At 41.8% G+C, this 24,424-nt stretch carries 22 protein-coding genes and 5 tRNA genes; 23 read left to right on the top strand and 4 right to left on the bottom strand.

What is annotated here, in order from left to right; genetic code table 11:
* Nucleotides 1-215: 215 nt before the first annotated feature.
* From lolB to ACFSJY_RS19025, 13 genes are all read left to right on the top strand, one after another.
* The gene (gene lolB / locus ACFSJY_RS19085; protein WP_386038253.1) at nucleotides 216-869 is read left to right on the top strand and encodes a lipoprotein insertase outer membrane protein LolB; all 654 of its coding nucleotides are present in this window, start codon (nucleotides 216-218) and stop codon (nucleotides 867-869) included.
* 8 nt (nucleotides 870-877) lie between these two features.
* On the top strand, nucleotides 878-1,729 hold the full coding sequence (gene ispE, locus ACFSJY_RS19080) for a 4-(cytidine 5'-diphospho)-2-C-methyl-D-erythritol kinase (protein WP_386038459.1): 852 nt from the start codon (nucleotides 878-880) through the stop codon (nucleotides 1,727-1,729).
* 90 nt (nucleotides 1,730-1,819) lie between these two features.
* A complete protein-coding gene (locus ACFSJY_RS19075) occupies nucleotides 1,820-2,770 on the top strand; it encodes a ribose-phosphate pyrophosphokinase (RefSeq protein WP_386038456.1) in 951 nt (316 codons plus the stop codon).
* A gap of 161 nt (nucleotides 2,771-2,931) precedes the next feature.
* Nucleotides 2,932-3,711, top strand: coding sequence for a substrate-binding periplasmic protein (locus tag ACFSJY_RS19070; RefSeq protein ID WP_386038250.1), 780 nt, complete (start codon nucleotides 2,932-2,934; stop codon nucleotides 3,709-3,711).
* A gap of 143 nt (nucleotides 3,712-3,854) precedes the next feature.
* Entirely contained in the window at nucleotides 3,855-4,469 is a 615-nt protein-coding gene (locus tag ACFSJY_RS19065) for a 50S ribosomal protein L25/general stress protein Ctc (RefSeq protein ID WP_386038247.1), read from the top strand.
* A 17-nt stretch (nucleotides 4,470-4,486) separates the two neighbouring features.
* On the top strand, nucleotides 4,487-5,071 hold the full coding sequence (pth, locus tag ACFSJY_RS19060; RefSeq protein WP_386038244.1) for an aminoacyl-tRNA hydrolase: 585 nt from the start codon (nucleotides 4,487-4,489) through the stop codon (nucleotides 5,069-5,071).
* 42 nt (nucleotides 5,072-5,113) lie between these two features.
* Nucleotides 5,114-6,205: a redox-regulated ATPase YchF gene (gene ychF / locus ACFSJY_RS19055; protein ID WP_386038241.1), complete on the top strand. Its 1,092-nt coding sequence runs from the start codon at nucleotides 5,114-5,116 to the stop codon at nucleotides 6,203-6,205.
* Between the two features lie 139 nt (nucleotides 6,206-6,344).
* Entirely contained in the window at nucleotides 6,345-6,698 is a 354-nt protein-coding gene (locus ACFSJY_RS19050) for a DUF3718 domain-containing protein (RefSeq protein WP_386038238.1), read from the top strand.
* A gap of 201 nt (nucleotides 6,699-6,899) precedes the next feature.
* Nucleotides 6,900-6,976 (top strand) — tRNA-Met (locus tag ACFSJY_RS19045).
* Between the two features lie 8 nt (nucleotides 6,977-6,984).
* Nucleotides 6,985-7,069 (top strand) — tRNA-Leu (locus ACFSJY_RS19040).
* 36 nt (nucleotides 7,070-7,105) lie between these two features.
* Nucleotides 7,106-7,180, top strand: a tRNA-Gln gene (locus ACFSJY_RS19035).
* A gap of 73 nt (nucleotides 7,181-7,253) precedes the next feature.
* Nucleotides 7,254-7,328, top strand: a tRNA-Gln gene (locus tag ACFSJY_RS19030).
* Nucleotides 7,329-7,396: 68 nt separating this feature from the next.
* Nucleotides 7,397-7,481 (top strand) — tRNA-Leu (locus ACFSJY_RS19025).
* A 118-nt stretch (nucleotides 7,482-7,599) separates the two neighbouring features.
* Here the strand turns inward: ACFSJY_RS19025 and ACFSJY_RS19020 are convergent.
* Nucleotides 7,600-8,772, bottom strand: a complete 1,173-nt coding sequence (locus ACFSJY_RS19020; RefSeq protein ID WP_386038235.1) for an FAD-dependent oxidoreductase — start codon at nucleotides 8,770-8,772, stop codon at nucleotides 7,600-7,602.
* Nucleotides 8,773-8,922: 150 nt separating this feature from the next.
* Between ACFSJY_RS19020 and ACFSJY_RS19015 the strand changes: the two genes are divergently transcribed.
* The 8 genes from ACFSJY_RS19015 (at nucleotide 8,923) to ACFSJY_RS18980 (ending at nucleotide 19,685) form a co-directional block, all read left to right on the top strand.
* On the top strand, nucleotides 8,923-9,378 hold the full coding sequence (locus ACFSJY_RS19015; protein ID WP_386038232.1) for a hypothetical protein: 456 nt from the start codon (nucleotides 8,923-8,925) through the stop codon (nucleotides 9,376-9,378).
* The gene (locus tag ACFSJY_RS19010) at nucleotides 9,335-12,118 is read left to right on the top strand and encodes a ligand-binding sensor domain-containing protein (RefSeq protein WP_386038229.1); all 2,784 of its coding nucleotides are present in this window, start codon (nucleotides 9,335-9,337) and stop codon (nucleotides 12,116-12,118) included. Before ACFSJY_RS19015 ends, ACFSJY_RS19010 begins: the two co-directional genes overlap by 44 nt.
* Nucleotides 12,119-12,289: 171 nt before the next feature.
* Nucleotides 12,290-13,744: a tRNA (N6-isopentenyl adenosine(37)-C2)-methylthiotransferase MiaB gene (gene miaB, locus ACFSJY_RS19005; protein WP_386038226.1), complete on the top strand. Its 1,455-nt coding sequence runs from the start codon at nucleotides 12,290-12,292 to the stop codon at nucleotides 13,742-13,744.
* Between the two features lie 20 nt (nucleotides 13,745-13,764).
* On the top strand, nucleotides 13,765-14,832 hold the full coding sequence (locus ACFSJY_RS19000; RefSeq protein WP_386038223.1) for a PhoH family protein: 1,068 nt from the start codon (nucleotides 13,765-13,767) through the stop codon (nucleotides 14,830-14,832).
* Nucleotides 14,819-15,268, top strand: coding sequence for an rRNA maturation RNase YbeY (gene ybeY / locus ACFSJY_RS18995; RefSeq protein WP_386038220.1), 450 nt, complete (start codon nucleotides 14,819-14,821; stop codon nucleotides 15,266-15,268). Before ACFSJY_RS19000 ends, ybeY begins: the two co-directional genes overlap by 14 nt.
* An 18-nt stretch (nucleotides 15,269-15,286) precedes the next feature.
* On the top strand, nucleotides 15,287-16,165 hold the full coding sequence (locus ACFSJY_RS18990) for an HlyC/CorC family transporter (protein WP_386038217.1): 879 nt from the start codon (nucleotides 15,287-15,289) through the stop codon (nucleotides 16,163-16,165).
* Nucleotides 16,166-16,170: 5 nt separating this feature from the next.
* Entirely contained in the window at nucleotides 16,171-17,727 is a 1,557-nt protein-coding gene (gene lnt, locus ACFSJY_RS18985) for an apolipoprotein N-acyltransferase (protein WP_386038214.1), read from the top strand.
* Nucleotides 17,728-18,041: 314 nt separating this feature from the next.
* Nucleotides 18,042-19,685, top strand: coding sequence for an amidohydrolase (locus ACFSJY_RS18980; RefSeq protein ID WP_386038211.1), 1,644 nt, complete (start codon nucleotides 18,042-18,044; stop codon nucleotides 19,683-19,685).
* A gap of 77 nt (nucleotides 19,686-19,762) precedes the next feature.
* On the opposite strand, the gene ACFSJY_RS18975 is transcribed toward ACFSJY_RS18980, so the two are convergent.
* The gene (locus ACFSJY_RS18975; protein WP_386038208.1) at nucleotides 19,763-20,725 is read right to left on the bottom strand and encodes a sensor domain-containing diguanylate cyclase; all 963 of its coding nucleotides are present in this window, start codon (nucleotides 20,723-20,725) and stop codon (nucleotides 19,763-19,765) included.
* A gap of 2 nt (nucleotides 20,726-20,727) precedes the next feature.
* Entirely contained in the window at nucleotides 20,728-21,816 is a 1,089-nt protein-coding gene (locus ACFSJY_RS18970; protein WP_386038206.1) for a response regulator, read from the bottom strand.
* Between the two features lie 168 nt (nucleotides 21,817-21,984).
* On the opposite strand from ACFSJY_RS18970, the gene tpx reads away from it, so the two are divergent.
* Nucleotides 21,985-22,629: a thiol peroxidase gene (gene tpx / locus ACFSJY_RS18965; RefSeq protein ID WP_386038203.1), complete on the top strand. Its 645-nt coding sequence runs from the start codon at nucleotides 21,985-21,987 to the stop codon at nucleotides 22,627-22,629.
* A 300-nt stretch (nucleotides 22,630-22,929) separates the two neighbouring features.
* Nucleotides 22,930-23,385: an Hsp20 family protein gene (locus ACFSJY_RS18960; RefSeq protein WP_386038200.1), complete on the top strand. Its 456-nt coding sequence runs from the start codon at nucleotides 22,930-22,932 to the stop codon at nucleotides 23,383-23,385.
* A 118-nt stretch (nucleotides 23,386-23,503) separates the two neighbouring features.
* Here ACFSJY_RS18960 and ACFSJY_RS18955 read toward each other — a convergent pair whose 3' ends face one another.
* Nucleotides 23,504-24,421, bottom strand: coding sequence for a tetratricopeptide repeat protein (locus ACFSJY_RS18955; protein WP_386038197.1), 918 nt, complete (start codon nucleotides 24,419-24,421; stop codon nucleotides 23,504-23,506).
* Between the last annotated feature and the right edge of the window lie 3 nt (nucleotides 24,422-24,424).

Here is a 24,424-nt window from a genome sequence, read left to right as displayed (position 1 = left end):
GAAAATACTAGCCTTAAGCAAAAGAAAACGTCACTGTTTGCGGTATTGTGACGTACAACCAGACAGTCTCTACAACTAAAGCAGCTTGTTTAAAAACAATTCGCTCAAATTGTCAGACATAAATTGTGGGTAATTTTACAAAATCCACGATACGATTGAAAGTCACTTCAACACTGTGTTCAAATATATTTACTTTCACTTTGATGACTTCATTGATGCGCACTTTGTTTCCCAGACTTCCAAAGCACACGGTTTTTGATATAAAGAGAAGCATTGCAGGCTTCTTTCTGTTGCTCCTAAGTGCTTGTTCTCAAACGCCAAAGTCGTCAGAAAATCAAACGCCTACTGTAAAATCGCCAGAAATTAGAGAATCTCAACTATTGCAGGTAACAACCTGGCAAATCAAAGGGCAGATAGCTTTTTTGCAAGAAAAGAAACGCGAAAAAGCGAACATAAACTGGCAAGCAAATGAAACTAACCAAAAACTGTCCTTAACCACGTATTTAGGCATCAATGTCTTATCAATGGAAAAAGCCGGTGACATTTTCACGGTTGAAGTTGATGGAGAAACCTACAAAACAACTGACTTAGATCGGCTTGTATGGCAACTCACGGGGCTTACTTTGCCTAGTGAGGCTATGTCATTTTGGATAAAAGCTATCCCCTACTCCTCGCAAGATACTGTGGCTTATCACTCGGAAACAGGGCTGCCTGAATCGATTACGAGTATTTATGATAACAGAGAGTGGAAGGTAACTTATAAAGGCTATCAAGTATTCTCCGGTCATTATTTGCCCGGACAATTACTCATTAAACAGAACAACTTTACGATTAAACTTGCCATTAAAAATTGGCAGGTTGAGACATAGACGTGCACATACCAAACAAAATTACGCTTCCATCACCAGCAAAGCTGAATCTATTTTTACATGTTAATGGCCAACGTGATGACGGTTACCATGAACTTCAAACGTTATTCCAATTTCTAGCATATGGTGATGAGATATCCTTTACTCTCAACTCATCAGGTAAAATCAGGCTTTTGACTGAAATACCAGGTGTAGCAAATGACGACAACCTAATCGTTAAAGCGGCGAACTTGCTACTGCCCTATCGAGACAATGCTGTTGGCGTTGATATCGAGATTACTAAAATACTGCCAATGGGAGGCGGCTTAGGCGGCGGTTCATCAAATGCCGCTACTGTGTTACTGGCGCTTAACACTTTATGGCAACTTAACTTGCCGACAGAGCAACTTGCAGATCTTGGCTTATCGTTAGGAGCCGATGTGCCAATTTTTGTTCGCGGGTTTGCTGCCTTTGCTGAAGGTGTAGGCGAAAAACTCGTTCCCGCCTCCCCCAATGAGTGCTGGTATTTAATCAGCAAACCAGATTGTCACATTTCAACGCAAGTTGTCTTTCAAAGTGAAGAGCTGCCGCGCAATACGCCGAAAATAGCGCTAAAAGATATTGAAAATGCAGACACCACTAATGATTGCGAAGTGGTCGTAACAAAACACTACCCTGAGGTTGCCAATCTTATGGCTAGATTGGTAGAATACGCGCCGTCTCGAATGACGGGTACAGGGGCTTGTGTTTTCACATACTGTGCATCTGAACAAGAGGCCCGCCACATCCAAGCTCAATTGCCTAACAACATTGAGTCGTTTGTAGCTAAAGGCGTAAATGTTTCACCGACACATACGGCGTTAGGGAAATTAGCGTCTTAGCTGGCGAAAACCAAATAATTTGCTGATAGTTAGGTAACCCTAACCTATTAGTGTGAACTTTTAATGTCACAAGTTTCTGAGGAACTGACAGTGCCTGACATGAAGATTTTTGCGGGTAACGCCACCCCTGAACTGGCTAAGAAAATTGCAGATCGCTTATACATTGGTTTAGGTGAAGCAAAAGTAGGTAGTTTCAGCGATGGTGAAATCAGTGTTGAAATCACTGAAAACGTACGTGGTGCAGACGTATTTATTATCCAATCAACCTGTGCGCCAACTAACAATAATTTGATGGAATTGATTGTTATGGTTGACGCATTACGCCGTGCATCTGCAGGCCGTATTACTGCAGTTATGCCATACTTCGGCTACGCTCGCCAAGATCGTCGTGTACGAAGTGCGCGTGTACCAATTACCGCAAAAGTTGTTGCTGACTTCCTATCAAGCGTTGGTGTTGATCGCGTCCTTACTGTTGACCTTCACGCAGAACAAATTCAAGGCTTCTTCGATGTACCTGTAGACAATGTGTTCGGTACACCAATTCTTCTGGAAGACATGGAAGAAAAGAACCTGGAAAATCCAGTAGTTGTATCACCTGACATTGGTGGTGTTGTTCGTGCGCGTGCTGTAGCTAAACTACTTGATGACGCTGACTTAGCGATTATCGACAAACGTCGTCCGAAAGCAAATGTGGCTCAAGTAATGCACATCATTGGTGATGTTGAAGGCCGCGACTGTATCATTGTTGACGATATGATTGATACTGGTGGTACGTTAGCAAAAGCTGCACAAGCACTTAAAGATCATGGTGCTAATAAAGTGTACGCATACGCGACACACCCTGTTCTTTCTGGCAATGCTGCAGAAAACTTGAAGAACTCAGTAATCGACGAAGTGATTGTAACAGACTCAATTCCACTTTCAGATGACATTAAAGCGTTAGGCTCACGTGTGAGACAACTCACGTTAAGCGGTATGCTTTCTGAAGCTATTCGTCGTGTCAGTAATGAAGAATCAATTTCAGCGATGTTTGAAGCATAAATCGCCAATGAAATAATTCGCAATGAATGAAAAAAAGCGCCGACCGGCGCTTTTTTTGTGCCCAACTGTCAAGCACATATCGTCACAGTTTTAGATTTAAATTCGCTGAATTCCATATGCTGGCATAGACTTAAGTAACATGACTCTGTTGAAGGTATGTTATGGTCAAGATTCTTTCTCTGCTCGCTGTGACTGGCTTTTCCGCCGCCTCTTTTGCCACTGCCCTCAACTTGAACGATATAAAGTGGCCCCCTTATTTTTTCCCAAGGTTAGAACAAGCTACGCCTGGGCTTGCAAAAGAAATCTTAGATATCTGTATTACAAAACAAGGCTATGACATTAATTACAAATCCCTTCCAATAAAAAGAACACATGTTTATATGCTGTCGGGTGAGCTAGACATTAGTGTCTATTCACATAAACCAGAGCGAGAAAAGTTTGTTGCTTATGGTAAAGAGCCCCTATTCACCAGCGAATATGGTTTTGCTTCAAGAGCTGATGACAAGGTAGAGATAAATTCTCTACGCGATCTCTATAAATATCGCTTTGGTAATCTAGCAGGCCTTTCCCACACCCCAGAACTTGCAAGTATTATTGAAGATAAAAGAGCCAATGGACAAGTAAATGATGGGTACGACATTGATGCGATGTTTGGTCAGCTACTTGCAACCCCTCAACGGTTTGAGGTGATGGCGAATTCCACTGCCACATTTTATTGGCGTGCGGAACAGCTTGGTATCTCAGACAAGGTAAAAATTCATGATTTTGTCGTTGCAGTAAAGCCTTATTATTTAACTATTTCACGCTCTAGTCCGAATATTGACAACATCCAACAATTCTTGGATAAATTCGATCAATGCCTTCTTGATCTGAAGTCCTCAGGACAATATCAACAAATTCTGGGTAAGTACGGCTTTACTTCACCAAAGAATCCCGAATGAATCTTGGTTTTACTCTAGTCTCGTGGTATCATGCCGCGCCTTTTTTATCTGGCAACGTTGTTTGCTTGAAATAAAAAGTGCGCTTAGGTTGTTTTTGGTCGCAAAAAACAACAAATTTATCATTTATTTATAGAGTATTTATCATGACTGATTTATTTACTTTGGATGCTGAAGTACGTACGGAGTTAGGGAAAGGTGCGAGCCGCCGCCTACGCCACGCGAACAAAGTTCCAGCTATCCTTTACGGTGAAGGCAAAGAGCCTGTTTCTTTAACGCTTGCAGCTAACAAAGTTTGGCGTGCACAACAAGAAGAAGCATTCTACTCACACGTTTTAACATTAAACATCGACGGTGAAAAAGTTGAGTGTTTAATTAAAGACATGCAACGTCACCCGTACAAAAACGTAGTAATGCACATGGACTTCATGCGCGTTGATGCAACTCACGCTGTACACACTAACGTTCCTGTTCACTTCATCAACGAAGAAGCAGCAGCGAAGAAAGGCGGTACTATCGCTCACCACATCAATGAAATCGCAGTTACTTGTTTACCAGGTGACTTACCAGAGTTCATCGAAGTTGATGTTGCAGACATCGAAGTTGGTCAAACACTTCACTTATCAGACGTTAAACTTCCAAAAGGTGTAACTTCTGACGAGTTAGCTAAAGGTGAAGACCACGACCAAGCAGTTGTTACATTAAACGCTCCTAAAGGCGGTAACGACGAAGCTGCTGAAGAAGAAGCAACTGAAGAGTAATCATTAACGTTTAGTTTATGACTATTCAATTAGTTGTGGGGCTGGGTAATCCCGGCCCCGAATATACAAGAACTCGCCACAATGCCGGAGTTTGGTTCGTCGAAGAACTAGCTCGCCTCCATAACATTTCTCTTAAGCCTGAAAAAAAATACGCCGGACTTTATGGCAAAGGTCAAATTGCCGGTCAGTTAGTACATTTATTAGTACCAACTACATTTATGAACCGAAGCGGTCAGGCAGTAGCTCCACTAGCAAACTTTTATAAAATGTCTGTAGACAATATTCTTGTTGCACATGATGAGCTGGATATGGAACCTGGCGTTTGTAAAATCAAACAAGGTGGCGGACACGGTGGCCACAACGGCCTGCGTGATATCATTGCCAGAATGGCAAATAATAAAGATTTTTATCGTCTTCGTATTGGTATTGGTCACCCTGGACACAGAGATCGTGTAACAGGTCATGTACTTGGCAAAGCGCCAAGTGTTGAGCAAGATAAAATGGACCAAGCCATAGACGAAGCGACGCGTTGTTTTGACATATGGTTAAAAGACGACTTAAAAAAAGCACAAAATCGTCTACATTCATTCAAAGCAAGCTAATTCATTTTTCGCTGCACGCAGCAAAGCTAATAGGAAAATAACATGGGTTTTAAATGTGGTATTGTTGGTTTACCTAACGTTGGTAAATCTACGCTTTTCAATGCATTAACAAAAGCAGGCATTGAAGCAGCTAACTTCCCGTTCTGTACTATTGAGCCGAATACCGGTGTAGTACCTGTTCCTGACCCTCGTTTGGATCAATTAGCGGGTATCGTTAACCCTGAGCGCGTGATTGCGACAACTATGGAATTCGTAGATATTGCAGGCCTTGTTGCTGGTGCTTCAAAGGGTGAAGGCTTAGGTAACAAATTCCTAGCTAACATCCGTGAAACTGATGCTATTGGCCACGTTGTACGCTGTTTTGAAAATGAAAACATTGTGCACGTAGCAGGTAAAGTCAACCCTGCTGAAGATATTGAAGTGATCAACACCGAATTAGCGCTGGCGGATATGGACACAGCTGAACGTGCTATTCAAAAACAAACTAAAAAAGCTAAAGGTGGCGACAAAGACGCGAAGTTTGAGCTTCCTGTACTAGAAAAAATTCTTGCTCACGTCGAAGAAGGTCACATGATTCGCTCTTTAGGATTAGAGAAAGAAGAGTTAGCTGCAGTAAAATACTTAAATTTCCTAACAGTAAAGCCAACCATGTACATTGCCAACGTAAATGACGATGGTTTTGAAAACAACCCTTACCTTGATCAAGTAAGAGAGATTGCTGCCAAAGAAGACGCTGTAGTTGTTCCAGTGTGTGCAGAAATCGAAGGTGAACTTTCAGAGATGGACGAAGAAGACCGAGAAATTTTCATGGAAGAGATGGGGTTAACTGAGCCAGGTTTAAACCGAGTCATTAACTCTGGTTATGGACTACTAAGCTTACAAACTTACTTCACAGCTGGCGTTAAAGAAGTTCGCGCTTGGACAGTAAAACAAAATGCAACGGCACCGCAAGCGGCTGGCGTTATTCACACTGACTTTGAAAAAGGCTTTATTCGAGCTGAAGTAGTAAGCTTTGACGACTTCATTGAACATAACGGTGAGTCTGGTGCGAAGGAAGCCGGTAAATGGCGACTGGAAGGAAAAGACTACATTGTGAAAGACGGAGATGTCGTTCACTTTAGATTTAATGTTTAACTTTTTCTAAAACTTACCGATAATAAACAAGGAGCTATATAGCTCCTTGTTTTATTTTGGAAATCTACCAAACTTAGTTAGGGAGATGTCGTGGTGATTTGCCACCGCGTTTTTAACTAATAATAAATAGGGTTGTTTTATGAAAAAAACACTAGTACTCGCAAGCCTCATTGCTGCAACAGCAGCGTTCGCACCAGTTTCAGTATCTTACGCAGACGACACTGCACTTCGTATTTGTGAATACGTTGCTGCAAATGACAAGAACCGTCTTCGTTCTTTCTTGAAACAACGTAAACTTAAACTTCGCAAAATTTTTAACGACATTAATTGTAATGGTCAAAACTTGCTAGTTTTCTCAGCAACAAACAATGCTTTGGAAGTTGGTGAGTTTGTTATTGGCAAAACTCCTGCAAAAGTAGTAGCTGCTAATATGGAAGAAATTGCTAAGCACTCTGCTCACTTGGCAGAAGAAGCAAAAGCACGTATCGAGTAATTTCTCGATTAACGGAATAAAGCGAGCAATAGCTCGCTTTATTTTTATACAACACCTGGCGGGTTAGCATAGTATTCCGACAGTTTGTTGACAATTTAGACAAACAAACAAAAAGCTGTCATTTTTTCAAAAAAAACGGTTGACGAAGACAATCCAGATTTGCATAATACGCGCCACTTGCTGAGAGGCAAGGTTGTAAATGGCTACATAGCTCAGCTGGTTAGAGCACATCACTCATAATGATGGGGTCCCAAGTTCAAATCTCGGTGTAGCCACCATTTACAATGCGGGAGTGGCGGAATTGGTAGACGCGCTGGATTTAGGTTCCAGTACCGCGAGGTGTGAGAGTTCAAGTCTCTCCTCCCGTACCATTCAAGCAACGTAGTTGCGAGAATATGAAACATTGTAGGGGTATAGCCAAGCGGTAAGGCAGCGGGTTTTGATCCCGTCATTCAGAGGTTCAAATCCTCTTACCCCTGCCAATTTCATATCCGATTGTTTGTCGAATGAAATGGTGAGTATAAATCAACAATGTTTCCCTATTAAGAACACAGTAGGGGTATAGCCAAGCGGTAAGGCAGCGGGTTTTGATCCCGTCATTCAGAGGTTCAAATCCTCTTACCCCTGCCACTTCTTATATTCTCAAACGTTCTTGGTTACAAAGAGTGCCAGCTCTTAAAATATGCGGCTTTCAAAATGCGGGAGTGGCGGAATTGGTAGACGCGCTGGATTTAGGTTCCAGTGCCGCGAGGCGTGAGAGTTCAAGTCTCTCCTCCCGTACCATTTTGAAAGATTCAAACGATTACTAACTAATCTTATCAACGTTTACAAATCACGCTAAAATAACCGCTCTTATCCTGTACGTATAAATACGCCGTTAGAATAGATTTCTAGGCCAGCATTACGCTAGCCCACATGCATATTCCAACACTTTCTTCTTACCAAACGGTAGTTTGTTTGCTGCTATTAAGGCCGCGTTGCGCAAACCTTTGACAACAGGGTTATCATTAGAGAACGCCGAATATATCGCGTCCATACCCGACATCATCATTAAATTATCGGTTCTTCTTTGGCGCTCATAGTTTTTAAGTACCGATTCACTATGCCAGCTTGCGCCACCAGAGATTGCTTCTGCAATAGCAAACTGCAATGCTCTAACATCCTTAAAGCCTAAGTTAACTCCCTGCCCCGCTAGCGGATTAATGCTGTGAGCAGAATCACCAAGCAACACAACACTTCCTTTATAATATTGATTAGCGTGCTGGCGAGTTAACGGGAAGAACGCTTTATCAATAACCGTTTCAATTTTACCTAACTTGTCAGGAAACTCTCTATTCACCGCCTCACACAATTGCTGATTGCTTAATTGGCTTAAACGTTTGATCTCATCTTTGTGGTGATACCAAACGAGTGAGGCGTTGTTGCCAGGTAAAGGCAACATGGCAAGAGGGCCAGATGACGTAAACTTTTGCCAAGTAATATCTTGTTGCGGAAGTGCCGTGCTGACATTGATCAACATAGCTGCTTGTCGATAGTTCCACCCCGTACAACCAATGCCAACCTGCTTACGTACCCATGAATTAGCGCCGTCCGCCGCGACGACTAACTTTGCACAATAGCTGTTTTTTTCTCCCACTAAACTAACGCCAGCTTCGCTCGTCTGAAGCGACTCAAGCGCTTCACCTATAACGACTTCAACACGATGGTGCTCTGAAATCTTTTTCCACAAGGCTAGCTGGACTACCCTATTCTCAATAATGTGGCCGAGATGTGTACGGTCAATAAGTTCAGCATTGAATTCTGTATAGGATGATTCAATCTCTGATACGCCCAATCGCTTATAAGGACAAGCCCGCATTTCATGGATAGGGTGCCAAGCATCGAGAGACGCTAGGAGCTGCTCAGAACCGAGTGAAATAGCAGAAACTCTCAGGTCAAATGGTTGTTCTTGATCAAAGTCAAGCGGTGCTTGGCGCTCGAATAATGTGACTTTTAAACCAAGGTCGGCAAGTGCCAGTGCAGTTGCACCTCCCACCATTCCACCGCCAACAATAATGACATCCGTTTGATGCATAACATTCTCTTTATAGTCGCTTTGTACTAATTATAAAATTTATATTATTGATATAGGCGTATTATCAACCGTTTAACTAAGCTATATCAAAGGTTTTATGCACTATAATTAAGCTGATAATAACGCCATAAGACAGTTAAGGAATAGACGATGTCAGTATTACAAAAAGACCAACAATATCTAGCAGACGACATAAAACTCGTTTTCGATTCAACAGACAAGCCAAATCACACTCAGTTACAAGCAAAACCAGACAGGGCTGTTGTTGCAAAGCTTAGAGCAGACCTAGTACTGCCAAGTAATAAAATTTTAACGGTAGATATAGATTTTGATACGCACAGTGGCTACCATGGAAATACCATGTTAATCATGGATGATTTTGGCGTAGAGATGTTAGCGATAGCGATGTCGGAGAAATACGACCAACAGTTCGCAGACAGTATTACCCAAGCGTGGAACAATAAAAAAGACCCGAATGACCCGCGAAAACCTACCTATATGTTGGTGCAAAAGCCAACGAACGCAGAGCAGTTACCGAAAATTTTTGTCGCATGTGGTCAACGTGATCACGATAAAGATCAAGCGCAGCCTAATACCATCTTGTAAGCGCTTTGCCGAAAGACTATGCCTGTTTCCGCTACTAATCGCGTTTCATTCATATGGTCTAGAAATTCGCTCTACGGACTCATTGGTTAACGTTAATGATATCCATCAGGATCGTGAAGGGTACATATGGTTGGGCGGTCAGCATGGATTGACCCGCTATGACGGCACCGAGTTCATCAACTTTTCGACCCAGCATGAGCACTGGCGGACTAGCTTTAACTGGGTTTACGACATTGATAGCTATCAAGACTCACTGTTAGTTGCATCGCAACCCACTAATTTTTGGCGTTTAAACCTCCGTACAGGAGAGTCGTCTTCCATTGAAGTGCCCGGTATAAAAAATTCCTACATAGGTATCACGCAATTTAAACAGCACTTTTATTTTGATGCTGAAAAAAAACTGTATCAAAAAGATATTGAAACGGGTGCAGTAAATATCATCAATAGTGAAATAGTCATCAGAACAATCACCTCGAGTAAGAGGTTTCTTTATGTATTGACTGATGAGGGAATATATAAATTAGAAAACAACCAGCTCGTTCAGGTGCTTAGTGGAAACTTCCCCGCTTTTGTCTCGTTTGACAATGGGGTCATTGCATATGAACAAGGCAAGCTGCACCGAATTTATGATGATGGCCGCTCTTCGTCAATCAACGCGGCCAGCACCATTCAACGTTTGGCGACTTTCCCAAATCAAGAAAAAGTTGCTGCTATTGATTTAGCGGGTAATATTGCCATTTTTAGCGTAGCTGCTTTGGATAAACTTCCTCATAGCTACCCTTCCTATCAGTCGGCAACAATTAGAAAGCTATTTGTTGATAATTCTGGTGTTATCTGGCTCGCATCTAATCATGGCGTGACACGCCTTAAAGAAACGTACATACAAAACACACCTAAGGTTTACGACGTTCAGTACAATGCTCATGAAATTATAGGTATTGACGATGAGATTATCGTGGCAACGTATGGTGATGGTTTCCACTCTCTAAATAATTCCACCAAATTTATAGACAAGCAAAGTAATGACAACCTGACAAAAAATGCCAAGCGTATTATGTCGATATTGCGAAAAGGCGATCAGCTCATTACAGGGACATTTGACGGGATATGGCAATACGATTTAAACCTAAAGCAAGCAACTAAGCTCAACTTTCAAGGCAACGACAATCTTGTTCTTAAGCTCGTCGAAGACAATGGGCTGTTATTTATTGGCACTAACGCCAACGGACTGAAAATTCTCGACTGGCGCACCAACAGAGTTGTCGCCACGGTTGACGAAAAGAACGGTCTTAAACACAAAGAGGTCATCGATATATTGCCAAAAGATAATGGCGATATTTGGCTAGCAACCTCTAATAATGTAGAAATTTATAACCTCAATACAAAGCGAGTAAAACAAACCAATATTGATATTGTTAACAAAGTCATATCGCTCGTTCCCTACGAAGACAAGATATATGCATTCACCAAAGGCAGTGGCATTTTAGTCTTTGATTTAAACGGTGAGCTGCTGACGCATCTAAATTACACAATGAACTTCAGTACCGGCGAACTTATCAATGGTGAAATATGGGTTTCTGCTACGCCAGGTCTATACAAGCTTAATCCAGAGAATAATCAAGTCTCGCTGGTGCCAGGCTCTGAAGAATATTCGTTATATGGTAGCCCATTACAAATCAACAATAACATTCATGTGTGGCACTTTGGTGGGCTCCTAACAGTAAGTATTGATGCAGAAAAAGACTTCCAGCCGAATATTGTTATCAGCACAGTGAATATATCAGGCACACCGCAATTGAATGCTGACAATTTAAAACTAACAAACAGCAACGAAGTTGTTAGTTTTAACTTGGCAAGTCTTGATTACCGTAGCGGCATAGAAAAACAATTTAGATATAAGATCAATAGTGGAAATTGGTTACCTATCAACGGCAACCAATTGATATTAACTGGACTTTCATCAGGGACATATGATTTATCATTTCGCGGCACCAATAGCTTAGGTCAATGGAGTGAAAAACAAGCGTTTGCACGCATTGAAGTCGAATATCCGTGGTATTGGACACTGCGTATGCGGGTTTTATATGCAGTGACTCTGGTGTGCTTGATATCACTGATTGGTTGGCTATTTTACTTACGCACGCAGTCGATTCGAAAAATTCATTTATTTCTAGAAAATGAGCTTCAACGGAAAGGTAAACGGGCGTTGAGTACTAAGCGCAACCTTCAGTCTATCTTATCGATGATGGATGTTGGCGATATCGATGGAGCCAAAGCAGCAACACAACAATGTATTGACGAATATGAAGACTCATCATCCTCTGATACACCTGATGATCTATACGGTAAATCATTGAGCGTGGCCATACCTTACCTCACAGAGTACTTACACAGTAAGTATCACGTAAACTTAGAATTTGACGTATCAGAAGAAGTAGAGAGACTACCTTACGAACTTCAGGCAAACATCTACAAAGTTATTTTTGAGGCAATTTCTTGCGCTATTCATCATGGTGACGGCAGAAACTTTCAGCTGACTATTCAAGAGTTCAAAGAAAAGCTTTGGCTGACGATTACTGATGATGAGTCGAGCTTCTCAGATTTCAACAACAAAGTGACATTCAATATGTCGATGTATTACATCAGGCAAATTGCCAGTAAATACAACGCCTCTATTAACACCTTTGAGCCAAGTGGTAATAAGGGTAGTCAAATAGTGATCAGCTTTCCGTTGGTATAAACCAACGTCGCTACACTTAATTACTTAATATTAGATATTTGATTTATCGATATGCTAGCGTCGATAGCCAAGAAAGAGTAAAATACGCGACCCTTATTACTGTGTAGAGTAATAGGTAGAGAATTCTCCAGCATAAACTGGAATCAATTTTTAAATATTGGGCACGTATTAATGAGCAAAAAGTTATATATCAAAACTTGGGGCTGCCAAATGAACGAGTACGACTCGCAAAAGATGGCTGAACTCCTTGATTCAACACATGGTTTCACTTTGGCAGAAGAAGCTGAACAAGCAGATGTCATTCTACTTAATACGTGTTCAATTCGTGAAAAAGCCCAGGAAAAGGTATTCCATCAACTAGGTCGTTGGAAAAATCTGAAAAAGGACAACCCTGAACTGGTCATTGGTGTTGGTGGTTGTGTAGCGTCGCAAGAAGGCGATGCTATTCGCGAGCGCGCGCCATACGTTGATATGGTATTCGGTCCACAAACACTGCATCGCCTACCTGAAATGATTCAGCAAGTTACCGGTGAAAAAGCACCAGTGGTTGATGTCAGCTTCCCTGAAATCGAAAAGTTCGATCGCTTACCTGAGCCGAAAGCGGAAGGTGCGACTGCATTTGTATCTATCATGGAAGGGTGCAGCAAATACTGTACATTCTGTGTTGTACCCTACACGCGTGGTGAAGAAGTTAGCCGTCCTCTTGATGACGTATTATACGAAATTGCTCAACTTGCAGAGCAAGGTGTGCGTGAAGTTAACCTTCTCGGCCAAAATGTAAATGCCTACCGCGGTGAAACGCATGACGGCAGCATTTGTCGTTTCTCAGAGTTATTACGAATGATCGCGACAATAGATGGCATTGACCGTATTCGCTACACAACCTCGCATCCTGTTGAGTTTACTGACGATATCATTGAAGTCTATAAAGATGTACCAGAGCTAGTAAGCCACCTACACTTACCAGTACAAAGTGGTTGTGACCGCATTCTAACGCAAATGAAGCGTGGACATACCGCACTAGAGTATAAATCTCAAATTCGACGTTTACGTAAAGCACGTCCTGATATCTGTATGTCTTCAGATTTCATTATTGGCTTCCCTGGTGAAACCGATTTTGATTTTGAACAAACGATGAACTTAATCAAAGAGATCGATTTCGATTTAAGCTTCAGCTTTATCTACAGTGCTCGTCCAGGGACGCCTGCGGCTGATTTACCTGACGACATTAGTGAAGAAACAAAGAAACAGCGCCTGCAGATCCTCCAAGATCGTATTAACCAACAGGCATTGCGCATTGCACGCCAAATGCTAGGTACAGAGCAACGCATCCTTGTTGAAGGCCCATCAAAGAAGAACCCGATGGAACTTCGTGGTCGTACAGAGAACAACCGCATAGTGAACTTTGAAGCGCCGCATCACGTAATCGGTCAATTCGTTGACGTTGAAATTACTGACGTTTACGCCAACTCGCTGCGCGGTAAACTTGTGCGCGAAGAAAAAGATATGGGCTTACGTATTGCGCACTCGCCATCAGATATTCTTGCCAATAGTCACCACGGTGTTAATGCAACAGCAAGCACCAATGGCACAGATGAACTTGGCGTAGCAACGTTTACACCTTAACTGCTAACACGGAAAAATCCTTGAGCACAGACAACAGTACCCTATTAACGCTTGAGCCTGTCGACAATGCACGACAGGCTAATTTATGTGGTCCGTTAGATGACAATCTAAAGACCATTGAACGTCGCTTGGGCGTAGAAATTAGTTACCGAGGTAACGAATTCAAAGTCGTCGGTCAACCGAACCATCGTGATGCCGTCGTTAAGCTTTTAAAAGATTTGTACGTTGAAACTGAAACGGTAAAAGGCAGAATGCAGCCAATCACTGCTGAGATGGTACATCTCGGCATTTTGAATGCCGATGCACTTGAGCAAGCGCCTAGTAAAGTTGATGTTGACTACGAAAAGATGGTCACCATTAAAACTAAGCGTGGTGTAGTTAAGCCGCGTAACTTGAACCAATCAGCGTACGTTCAAAATGTCATTACCAACGACATTAGTTTTGGTGTAGGCCCTGCGGGTACGGGTAAAACCTACCTAGCTGTTGCGTGTGCTGTTGACGCCTTAGAGCGTCAGGAAATTCGTCGAATTTTGCTTACACGTCCTGCGGTAGAAGCCGGTGAAAAGCTGGGTTTCTTGCCGGGTGATCTATCACAAAAAGTTGACCCTTACCTGCGACCGCTTTATGACGCTTTGTTCGAAATGCTAGGTTTTGAAAAAGTTGAAAAGCTTATTGAACGTAATGTTATCGAAATTGCGCCGCTAGCCTACATGCGTGGTCGCACACTAAATGATGCGTTTATTATTCTTGATGAAAGCCAAAATACAACAGTAGAGCAAATGAAAATGTTCTTAACGCGCATTGGTTTTAACTCAAGAGCAGTAATCACAGGCGATATTACCCAAGTCGATTTACCGCGCGGTCAAAAGTCTGGGCTGCGTCATGCAATCGAAGTACTGCAAGATATTCCTGGTATTAGCTTTAACTTTTTCCAGTCAAAAGATGTTGTTCGACACCCTGTGGTAGCCCGTATCGTTGAAGCTTACGATGCGTTTGACGAGAAAGCGACAAAACTGCGCGCAGAGAGAAAAGCGAAAGAGCTAGCGGAAAAGCAAGCGGCAGAGAACAACCAGAATGATAACGCTTGATATTCAACGTGCCGTTGAAGAGCCAAACCTGCCCACGGATGACGATTTTCAACAGTGGGCGGAGGCAGCATTAAGCCAATACAATAAACCTTTTGAGCTGACCATTCGTTTGGTTGACTCAACAGAAAGCCAAACACTAAACCACACCTACCGTGGTAAAGACAAACCAACCAATGTTTTATCGTTCCCGTTCGAGGTACCCGACGGTATTGAAATGGACTTGCTAGGTGATCTTGTCATCTGCACATCCGTCGTTGCTCAAGAAGCTCATGAGCAAGAAAAATCGTTATCTGCACATTGGGCACACATGGTTATTCACGGCTGTTTACATTTGCTCGGATTTGATCACATTGAAGATGATGAAGCAGAGGAAATGGAAAGCTTAGAAATAGACATTTTAAAAAAACTTGGGTTTAATAACCCTTACGAAATTTAAAGGAACAATAAAAGCTCTATGAGCGACGACAATCCCCACTCTAGCAACGGCTCTTCGAATAAATCATTCTTGGAAAAAATAGTACAAGCATTTACCGGGGAGCCGCAAAATAAAGATGAACTTGTTGATGTTATTAACGATGCGGAAGATCGCGAGTTAATCAAACCTGAAACCAAGCAGATGATTGAAGGTGTGCTTGAAGTTTCAGAAATGCGCGTTCGTGATATTATGATCCCACGTTCGCAAATTGTTTCTTTAGATATCAATCAACCGCTAGAAGAGTTTCTACCGGTCATTTTAGAATCAGCCCATTCTCGCTTCCCTGTTGTCAATGATGACATTGATAATGTTGAAGGGATGCTTCTCGCCAAAGATTTACTTGCTTACGCATTTAATCAATCTGAAGAGAACTGCACCTTGGGTGAACTTATTCGCCCTGCAATGATTATCCCTGAAAGCAAGAAAGTAGAGCCTTTATTAAAAGAGTTTCGTTCGCAGCGTTACCACATGGCAGTTGTTGTCGACGAATATGGCGGCGTATCTGGTTTAGTCACCATTGAAGATATCCTAGAGCTGATCGTGGGTGAAATCGAAGATGAAACTGACGACGAAATTGAAGAAGAAATCAAACACCTTGCTAGTAATGTTTATCAAGTCAAAGCATTAACTGATTTAGAAGACTTCGACGAGTATTTTAACTGCAATTTTGACGAAGCTGATTCTGATACGATCGGTGGAATTGTTGTGCAAGAATTTGGTCACATGCCACAAAAGGGCGAAGAAATCGCTATCGGCAACTTTGAATTTAAAGTATTAGCAGCCGACAGCCGTCGCTTGCAAATGCTTCAAGTTACCGTACCCAAAGACCACGAAGTTAACGGTAAAATAACTGACTAACCTAGATGTCTGCACTTATTAGCCGATTAAAAGCGTTGTTAACAACACCAGCGAATATCGTCAGTTTTTTGGCTGGCGCTTTACTTGTTTTTGCTTATGCCCCCTACTCTCTTTGGTGGTTAACACCACTGTTACTAGCAACTTGGGTCAAATCAATTGATGGTAAATCGATAAAACAAGCAACCGTAGCAAGTTACTGTTTTGGACTGGGTTGGTTTGGTACAGGCATCAGTTGGGTTCATGTCAGCATAGATCAATTTGGCGGTATGCCACTGCCAGCTTCACTTTTTTTGATGGCATTACTTTGTGCATATCTGGCACTATTCCCTGCATTGGCTGGCTATATCGCCTCGCGATTTAGCACTGGAAAAAAACTAAACATTTGGTTGTTGCCCTCAATATGGATTTTTACCGAGTGGCTGCGAGGCTGGTTTTTAACAGGATTTCCATGGCTTTCCGTTGGATACAGTCAGATTGACTCCCCACTGTCAGGCTTTGCCCCTGTTGTCGGTGAAGTTGGCCTAACACTAATCCTGCTAGTCATAGCGGTGTGTGTTGTAAAGCTAGTGTCGAAACAAAGTATTGTTCTGCATAGTATGGCTTTATTGAGCATTGCCGCAGTCACATTTTGGCTTAACAGCACGGCTTTTACATCACCAACAGGCGAGATAAAGAAAGTCGCGCTAGCGCAAGGAAATATCGCCCAAGAATTAAAATGGAAGCCTGAACAAGAATGGCCAACCATGGTGAAATACATGGACTTAACGCGCCAACACTATAACGCTGATCTCATTGTATGGCCTGAATCTGCGATTCCGACAGTAGAGCCAATGGCGAAAGAATACTTGGATATGGCCAATTCAGCCGCAGCTATGAATTCAACCGCAATTGTCACGGGTATCATCAATTACAACTTTGAGTCGCGAGAATACTTTAATAGTCTTGTTGTTTTGGGTAAACAAAATAAGGAAGATACTGACGGCAGTTACTATTACCCCAATGAAAATAGGTTCTACAAACATCACCTGTTACCCATTGGTGAATTTGTCCCCTTTCAAGAACTGTTAAGGCCAATAGCCCCTTTCTTCAATTTGCCCATGTCGTCATTTACTAGGGGTGATTACGTACAACCCAATCTGATGGCAAATGGTATACAGCTCGCACCTCTTATCTGCTTTGAAATCGCCTTTCCAGAGCAATTGCACGCCAACTTTAGTGAAAGTACGGATATATTATTAACGGTAAGTAATGATGCTTGGTTTGGTACTTCACATGGGCCACACCAACATATGGAAATCGCCCGAATGCGTGCTAGAGAGTTTGGCAGACCGTTAATTCGTTCAACCAATACTGGCGTCACTGCCGCTGTAGATGAACAAGGAAAATTTACTGGCCGTATTCCTCAATTTGAAGAGGCAGTATTAAGTGTTGATGTTGCACTTGTTAGTGGTCAAACACCGTTTAGTCGCTACCAAAAGTACCCTACTTTTATTTTTTCAGCATTTCTATTCATCATTTTATTGCTGGTAAGTCGCCGACAAATAAACAGGTTATACCAATAGGAATAACGAATTGCTCAATTCAGAGCATCTTCATAAAAGCTAAAACAACGCAAGTTGATGCGGGTGGAGATATCGCCATCAAAGCAATTTGTTAAGTTATTGCTTTTCTGAAAAGCGCCCTAGGGCGAGTCTTATATGCTTCGTTATCTATTTTGACAAGGGTTAACCATTCTCCTCAACGGCTAACTTGCCTCTAAACCTTTTATATCTCGCTGAATGATCAATTATTTAATCCTATTGATATCATTGTTAGTTTTCGTATTTCATCCTAAGATGAGATCACGCCACAAAGATAAGAATAACGTAGAACTAACATGTACAAATATACTCCCCTTGTGCTCGGCGCACTATTTTCTTCATTCGCCCTAGCAAACACAACACTCATTACTAATGTCAAAGGCTACACCGTCAATAAAGGCGAACTAACAACCTTTAACGCCATACAGTTCTCCAATGACACGGTAGATGCAATTTACCAAGAGCAGCCAGAAAATATTGGCGAAAATGTAACCGTCATAGATGGCAATGGGCAAAGCATATTGCCTGGTCTGATAGATGCTCACGGCCACGTATTAGGTTATGGTCTTGGCTTGCAGCGTGTAGATCTAGTCGGCACGCAAACTGAACAAGACGCCGTTTCACGTATTGTCGCCTATGCCAAAACAAACAAAGAATCTCGATGGATAAGTGGACGAGGTTGGAACCAAGTTTTATGGCCAAGTAAAACATTTCCGACTGCAATTAGCCTTGATAAATATTTCCCAGAACGCCCAGTTATCATGGGTCGCGTTGATGGCCATGCAATTTGGGTAAATAGCAAAGCTATGGAAATAGCTGGTATCACCAAAGATACCGTATCTCCCAGTGGCGGCGAAATTATTCGCGATAAAGCAGGAAACCCCACCGGTGTGTTTATTGATAACGCGATGGAACTGATTCGTAACGCTATTGCACCTTTGACAACTGCCGAGAAGAAACAAGCACTTATCGATGCAATGAACAGTCTAGCTAGCTACGGTTTGACATCGGTTCATGATGCAGGCATCACCGTAGAGAACGATTCACTTTATCGTACCCTAGCTGACGAGCAGCAAATGGCTATTCGCATTAACGGTATGTTGTCAGTCGAGGACAAAACATGGCAAGAAGTGTTGAATAAGGGACCATATGCAACGCCTGACGGGTTCTACAAAATTGATAGTGTGAAGATATCATCGGACGGTGCGCTTGGCTCTCGTGGCGCAGCGATGATCGACGACTATTCGGACCATAAAGGTCATAAGGGGTTGCTACTGTACAAACCTGATGAACTTGCAAAACTCATCAAAACTTCGATGAAAGCGGGTTTTCAAGTCAATACTCACGCCATTGGTGACAAGGCTAATAACCTAGTACTAGACCAATACGAAGTATTCATTAATGAAACAGGCTCTAAAAACAAGCGTCACCGCATTGAACATGCGCAAATTCTGACGCTTAGCGATATAAAGCGTTTTAAACCACTTGGTGTTATTCCTTCAATGCAAGCAACACACGCAACCAGCGATAAAAATATGGCTGAAGATCGCATAGGTAAAGAGCGCTTAGCTGGCGCATATGCGTGGCGTAAACTGCTTTCAGAGGGCAATATTATTGCTAATGGTTCAGACTTCCCGGTAGAGTCACCTAACCCTTTTTATGGCCTTCATGCCGCTATTACTCGTCAGGACCATAATAACCAGCCTCTAGATGGTTGGCTAAGCACTGAAAAAATGACGCCCGTTGAAGCGTTAGCTAGCTTCACTATTGACGCAGCGTATGCTGGCCACCAAGACGTTATCATTGGAAGTTTAGAAGCAGGTAAAAAAGCGGACTTTATACTTCTCGATAATGATATGTTTACCCAAGTCCCACAAAGCATATGGAAAAATACAGTCAATGAGACGTGGGTCAACGGCAAACAAGTCTATAAAAAATAGGATTACATGACACAAAAAAGCGCCTGTTGGCGCTTTTTTGTGTCTTCATAGCGGTTAAATAAAATAACAGAGTGTGTTTACTGTTTTGGGTAAAGTGTGACTTTGTTTCTACCACCTTCTTTCGATTGATAGAGCGCTGCATCTGCACACTCAATCCAAGCTTCATACGTCTGGATAGCGGGTGAAACCTCGGCAATACCAACGCTAATGGTATACTTCAATTCAATGTCGTTGTACTTAACCGTCGCTTCTTCGACTGTTTTTCTCAATCGTTCAGCAAAAACATTTGCATTATCTAGTGGAGTATCCGCCAATAAAATAGCGAACTCTTCACCACCATAGCGGCCTGATGTATCTGTCTCTCGGACATGTTCACGTATCAAACCGGATATGTGTCGAATCACTTCATCACCAACCATATGCCCATAGTTGTCATTAACGTTTTTAAAATGATCAATATCAAGCATGACTAAGCAACTAGGGTTCTGGCTACGCTTCCATCGTTTGTATTCGCTTTGCAGACAAGTTTCCCAATGAGTCCTGTTAAATAGCTTTGTTAAACCATCTGTTTGACTCAGCAATGCCAACTCTTCATTCGCGTTCTGAAGGTCTTTCTTGTGAGTAGCATTGTCAGTGACATCATAAATTATCAAACATAAATGACTAACTTCGCCAGTTGCCGCCAGCAGTGGAATAAAAGTGGTGTTTTGGTACATAAAATCTGCTGTACCTGTGATCGGGCGATAATTTTGAAATTTAAACAAATAAGGGCGTTGTTCCCATATAGTGAACGCCTTATTTTTAAGCAGAAAGACTGACTCTGCTTTGCGCTTAAACCATGTTTCCGGAATCTCGTCGAAAAGACCAAATAAATTCTTATCCTTAACTTCTCTCGGTAAAAGGCCACTATGGTTTTCCATAAAGCCATTCCATATCTGGATATTATAATCACGGTCTAATACCACTAAGCCAACGTCAATGTTATGTAACATTTCCATTAACCAGTGAAGTTCATTCAATTGTGATGTTTCTAACGACATAACTAATCCAGCAAGTACGCAAGTTTATTGTTTAACGTTTGCATTGATTCTTCTGTAAACAGCAACAATAGGTCGCATTTTATTGGGTAATCTTCAATGTTATAGCTTATCTCAATGGCTAACGTCTGACGCCATTTGGACGAATTGGTCGCAATAAGCTCTTTAATTTTTCTGTGTTGTCCAAGCACAACGGGGTGACCTTGGCTAAACGTCATATCGAGTTGTTCTGATACACCGCTTAAACACGCACCTATGAGGGTATTCGCCATATCCATTAACAGCTCTAGCTCAGCGCTTTCATCCACCTCTTGCTGATAATCCATCAGTCGCGCAATATCTTTAAAGCTAGAGTCATTAAGAATCAATAGCGCTTCACCGCTTATTCCTGCACCGATAAAGCCTTGGCAAACACCAGACGTACTCTCGTTCGCCGCAACAGAAGATAGCGCCATGCTTAGCTCGCTAACTTCAATCAAATTCACATTTGGAATTGGTAGTAAAACGAAAACATCCAGCAATCGAGCCAACAAATCACCTGCGCGTCCCATGGCAACATTGGCAATCTCTTGGTAACAATCTCGCATGTCTGGCGCAAGTGTTATCAGCTCAGTCTTTTCTGGTTTTTCAGTTTCAGCGACAGGAATTGGCTCGGTAATTTTTGGCAAGGCAACCTTTTCCGGCGCTTTGTCATCCACCGACGATTTCTCAGCTGCTACCGAATCTTCGGTAAAAATACCGTAGGCTTTTAAAATTTCGGTAAGCTTGGTTTTGTTGACGGGCTTTTTGATAAAGTCCAACGCCCCCATTCCAGTAACTCTTTGATGCGCTTCGGGCTGAATGTCACCTGAAATGACAATAGTCATTGTCGGTAAATCCTGCTTCAAAATTGCTTCAAGCACTTCATAGCCATCCATGACCGGCATATTTAAATCTAATAAGAGAACATCACCCTTGCCCTCTTTAATGGCAGTAATCGCTTCTTGGCCATTGGTTGCAAAACTTATATCTACATCCCAATTATCAGGCAAAGAACGTGCGACCTGCTTACGGGCCATATTGGAGTCATCACAGATAAGTAATCGAGTCGACATTTGGTCAGGGCACCCTCACTACGAAGAAGTTAACGTCATAATACGAAATTTAGGGTATTTAATCTGAAAAATCATCAATTAATAGTCGATCGCCTCAACTTAGATGGTATTTTCCAAACGACAAGAGTAAGCTTGTCAATAATCGCATTACATTACTCTACACTATATATGAAATTCTCAACTTTTCTATTAACTTGCGCGCTAAATTTACCCTTTGTTTGTAACTCATTTGCTACCAGCATAGATCATTCAAACTTGACTGAGACCAATAACTTAGTCAAAGCAGGTAACAAAGCAGTAACTTTACTGGGCAATCAAGTCAGTGAAGGTGACAAAGCACCAGATTTTAAAGTAGTGAATGAATCCTTTGCACCGGTTCAATTATCAGATTTTGCTAACAAGCCTGTTTTAATCTCCGTAGTGCCGAGTCTCGATACCGGAGTTTGCTCGTTACAAACTAAACGGTTCAATGAAGAAGTTGCAGAATTACCGCAAAATGTTGTTATGTTAACAATCAGCAACGACTTACCTTTTGCGCAAAAACGATTCTGCAAAAAAGAAAACATCGACAAAGTTAAAGTATTGTCAGATGCTGTTTGGCGTGATTTTGGGGCTAAATATGGCCTATTAATAAAAGACATGGGGTTGTTGACGCGTGCTATTTTTATTATTGATGAGCACGGAAACATTGCCTACAAAGAGTTAGTTGCCAATATCTCTCAACACCCAAATTACGACAATGCTCTAAGCACATTAAAAGCACTCAACAGTGAAGAAGCGCCATTAACATCGCAAGGAACGTCTTCAGAGTAACAACCATTCTTCCACAAAAAGGGCGCTTCAAGCGCCTTTTTTATTTACTAAAATTCAATAACTTAATAAAAAAATCAAAATTATTTTCCAATATTCTCTTGAAAAGTATTTTCCTCGCCACATATATAGTTTTGTAGTCGCCTTAAAGGGTCTACATAACATTAACCGCCTGTTCATTGTGAAAGGCACGCTTAATGGCTCAAGCACAATACCAGTGTGATTCGCGCTCGTCGGTTTCACCATAAGTGTAAAAAGCATTAAGCATTACATATTGCTAAATTACTATAGGATATGAATATTATGCGTACATCTACAGATTTCAGCCCACTATACCGTTCATTCATTGGTTTCGATCACTTAGCATCGTTAATGGATAAAGCGGCCCGTAACGAAAAACAATCTTCTTACCCTCCATACAACATAGAGTCGTTAGCAGAAGATAAGTACCGTATCACTATGGCTGTAGCTGGCTTTGCTGAAGAAGAGCTAGACATTGAGTCAAAACAAAACAACTTAATTGTAACTGGCACCAAAGCTACAGTTGAAAACAAATCAGAGCGTAAGTTCTTACATCAAGGTATTGCAGAACGAAACTTCGAGCGTAAGTTTCAGTTAGGTGACCACGTTAAAGTGGTTGGTGCATACATGGAAAATGGCTTGTTGCACATTGATTTAGAAAGAGAAATTCCAGAAGCATTGAAGCCAAGAAAAATTTCGATTAACGGCAAAAGCTTATTGGAAGGAGAGAAAGCTTAACCTCCACTAAATCATGTTCTCCCTTTGTTTTTTGCCCAGCTAATTAGCTGGGCTTTTTTATGTGCCAATATCCATATATTGTCGGCATATCAACGTCATAAAAGAAACTAGCAGACTCTTATTTTGCTTGGTTTAATTTCACTTCAAATTCATCAAACAAATCACGATAGCTTAACAACGGCACGTCCCTGTTAACTTTCGAAAAGTATGACTTCGCGCCTTCGATTTCACCCATGTCAAAAGACATCTCTGCACGACGATACATGATCATATTCTGATCGTGTTTCCCCATGGACTGGTAATCTTCTGCTGATTGGAAATAATGAAACGCACGATCATAGTTTTTCAACATCTGATGAGCTCGCGCTACATTGTAGGTAGATATAGCAACTTGATTTAAATTTTCCGTTTGTTTTGCCCATTCTAGCGCCTGGAGACGATAGCTAAGATGCTCCTCGAAATCACCTAACCGAAAAGCGAAATGTCCAAGGTTCTCCATAAGCTCATGCTTGAACTTAGGCATATGCCGGTTGCGATATTTTTCTTTAAGAGGAAGCAGTAATTCATAACCTTGTTGAAACTGTTGCAAGCTATTCAATCCATTCGCGATTTGAACCACTAACATTGGATCATACGAGGCACTGTTTACCTCCTCAATCGCTGTAATCGCTCTATTCATGTATTCAACAGCAAGGGGGGCATTTCCTTGGCCACCCAGTATTTTCGCGTGATAGATTAATACATTGATTTTAAAGCGCAGCGGAATGTCATTACGTTCAATCCACGGCGCTACTTCAATAGCTAAACGCTCAAAGTCGACCGTTTGAAAAAGTGCTTCTAGTTGAAACATCTTGTACTGAAACCAGATTCTACTCTCTGGCACCACCGATGATAGTTGTTGCTCAACGTTTTCCAGGCAAGCTTGTGGAGACGTAGAACATACCTTTTCGATATTAATCGGGGTTACTTGCGCTTTAAGTGCAGTAGCAAAAAACACACTCAATACACTAGTCACAACCAGGACTCTTTTGCTCATCAA

The sequence above is a fragment of the Thalassotalea euphylliae genome (assembly GCF_042682785.1).
GTDB lineage: Bacteria > Pseudomonadota > Gammaproteobacteria > Enterobacterales > Alteromonadaceae > Thalassotalea_F > Thalassotalea_F euphylliae.
The sequence above is the reverse complement of the archived record's forward strand: the minus strand, read 5'-3'. Positions and strand labels throughout refer to the sequence as shown.

Bases quoted from the DNA above. Each gene is read 5' to 3' on its own strand.
- ACFSJY_RS18960 (WP_386038200.1), top strand. From the start codon at position 22,930: ATGCGTACATCTACAGATTTCAGCCCACTATACCGTTCATTCATTGGT.
- ACFSJY_RS18955 (WP_386038197.1), bottom strand. From the start codon at position 24,421: ATGAGCAAAAGAGTCCTGGTTGTGACTAGTGTATTGAGTGTGTTTTTT.
- ACFSJY_RS18990 (WP_386038217.1), top strand. From the start codon at position 15,287: ATGAGCGACGACAATCCCCACTCTAGCAACGGCTCTTCGAATAAATCA.
- ACFSJY_RS19070 (WP_386038250.1), top strand. From the start codon at position 2,932: ATGGTCAAGATTCTTTCTCTGCTCGCTGTGACTGGCTTTTCCGCCGCC.
- ACFSJY_RS19020 (WP_386038235.1), bottom strand. From the start codon at position 8,772: ATGCATCAAACGGATGTCATTATTGTTGGCGGTGGAATGGTGGGAGGT.
- miaB (WP_386038226.1), top strand. From the start codon at position 12,290: ATGAGCAAAAAGTTATATATCAAAACTTGGGGCTGCCAAATGAACGAG.
- ACFSJY_RS19065 (WP_386038247.1), top strand. From the start codon at position 3,855: ATGACTGATTTATTTACTTTGGATGCTGAAGTACGTACGGAGTTAGGG.
- ACFSJY_RS18975 (WP_386038208.1), bottom strand. From the start codon at position 20,725: ATGTCGTTAGAAACATCACAATTGAATGAACTTCACTGGTTAATGGAA.
- ACFSJY_RS19015 (WP_386038232.1), top strand. From the start codon at position 8,923: ATGTCAGTATTACAAAAAGACCAACAATATCTAGCAGACGACATAAAA.
- ychF (WP_386038241.1), top strand. From the start codon at position 5,114: ATGGGTTTTAAATGTGGTATTGTTGGTTTACCTAACGTTGGTAAATCT.
- ACFSJY_RS18980 (WP_386038211.1), top strand. From the start codon at position 18,042: ATGTACAAATATACTCCCCTTGTGCTCGGCGCACTATTTTCTTCATTC.
- tpx (WP_386038203.1), top strand. From the start codon at position 21,985: ATGAAATTCTCAACTTTTCTATTAACTTGCGCGCTAAATTTACCCTTT.
- lolB (WP_386038253.1), top strand. From the start codon at position 216: ATGCGCACTTTGTTTCCCAGACTTCCAAAGCACACGGTTTTTGATATA.
- lnt (WP_386038214.1), top strand. From the start codon at position 16,171: ATGTCTGCACTTATTAGCCGATTAAAAGCGTTGTTAACAACACCAGCG.
- pth (WP_386038244.1), top strand. From the start codon at position 4,487: ATGACTATTCAATTAGTTGTGGGGCTGGGTAATCCCGGCCCCGAATAT.
- ybeY (WP_386038220.1), top strand. From the start codon at position 14,819: ATGATAACGCTTGATATTCAACGTGCCGTTGAAGAGCCAAACCTGCCC.
- ACFSJY_RS18970 (WP_386038206.1), bottom strand. From the start codon at position 21,816: ATGTCGACTCGATTACTTATCTGTGATGACTCCAATATGGCCCGTAAG.
- ACFSJY_RS19050 (WP_386038238.1), top strand. From the start codon at position 6,345: ATGAAAAAAACACTAGTACTCGCAAGCCTCATTGCTGCAACAGCAGCG.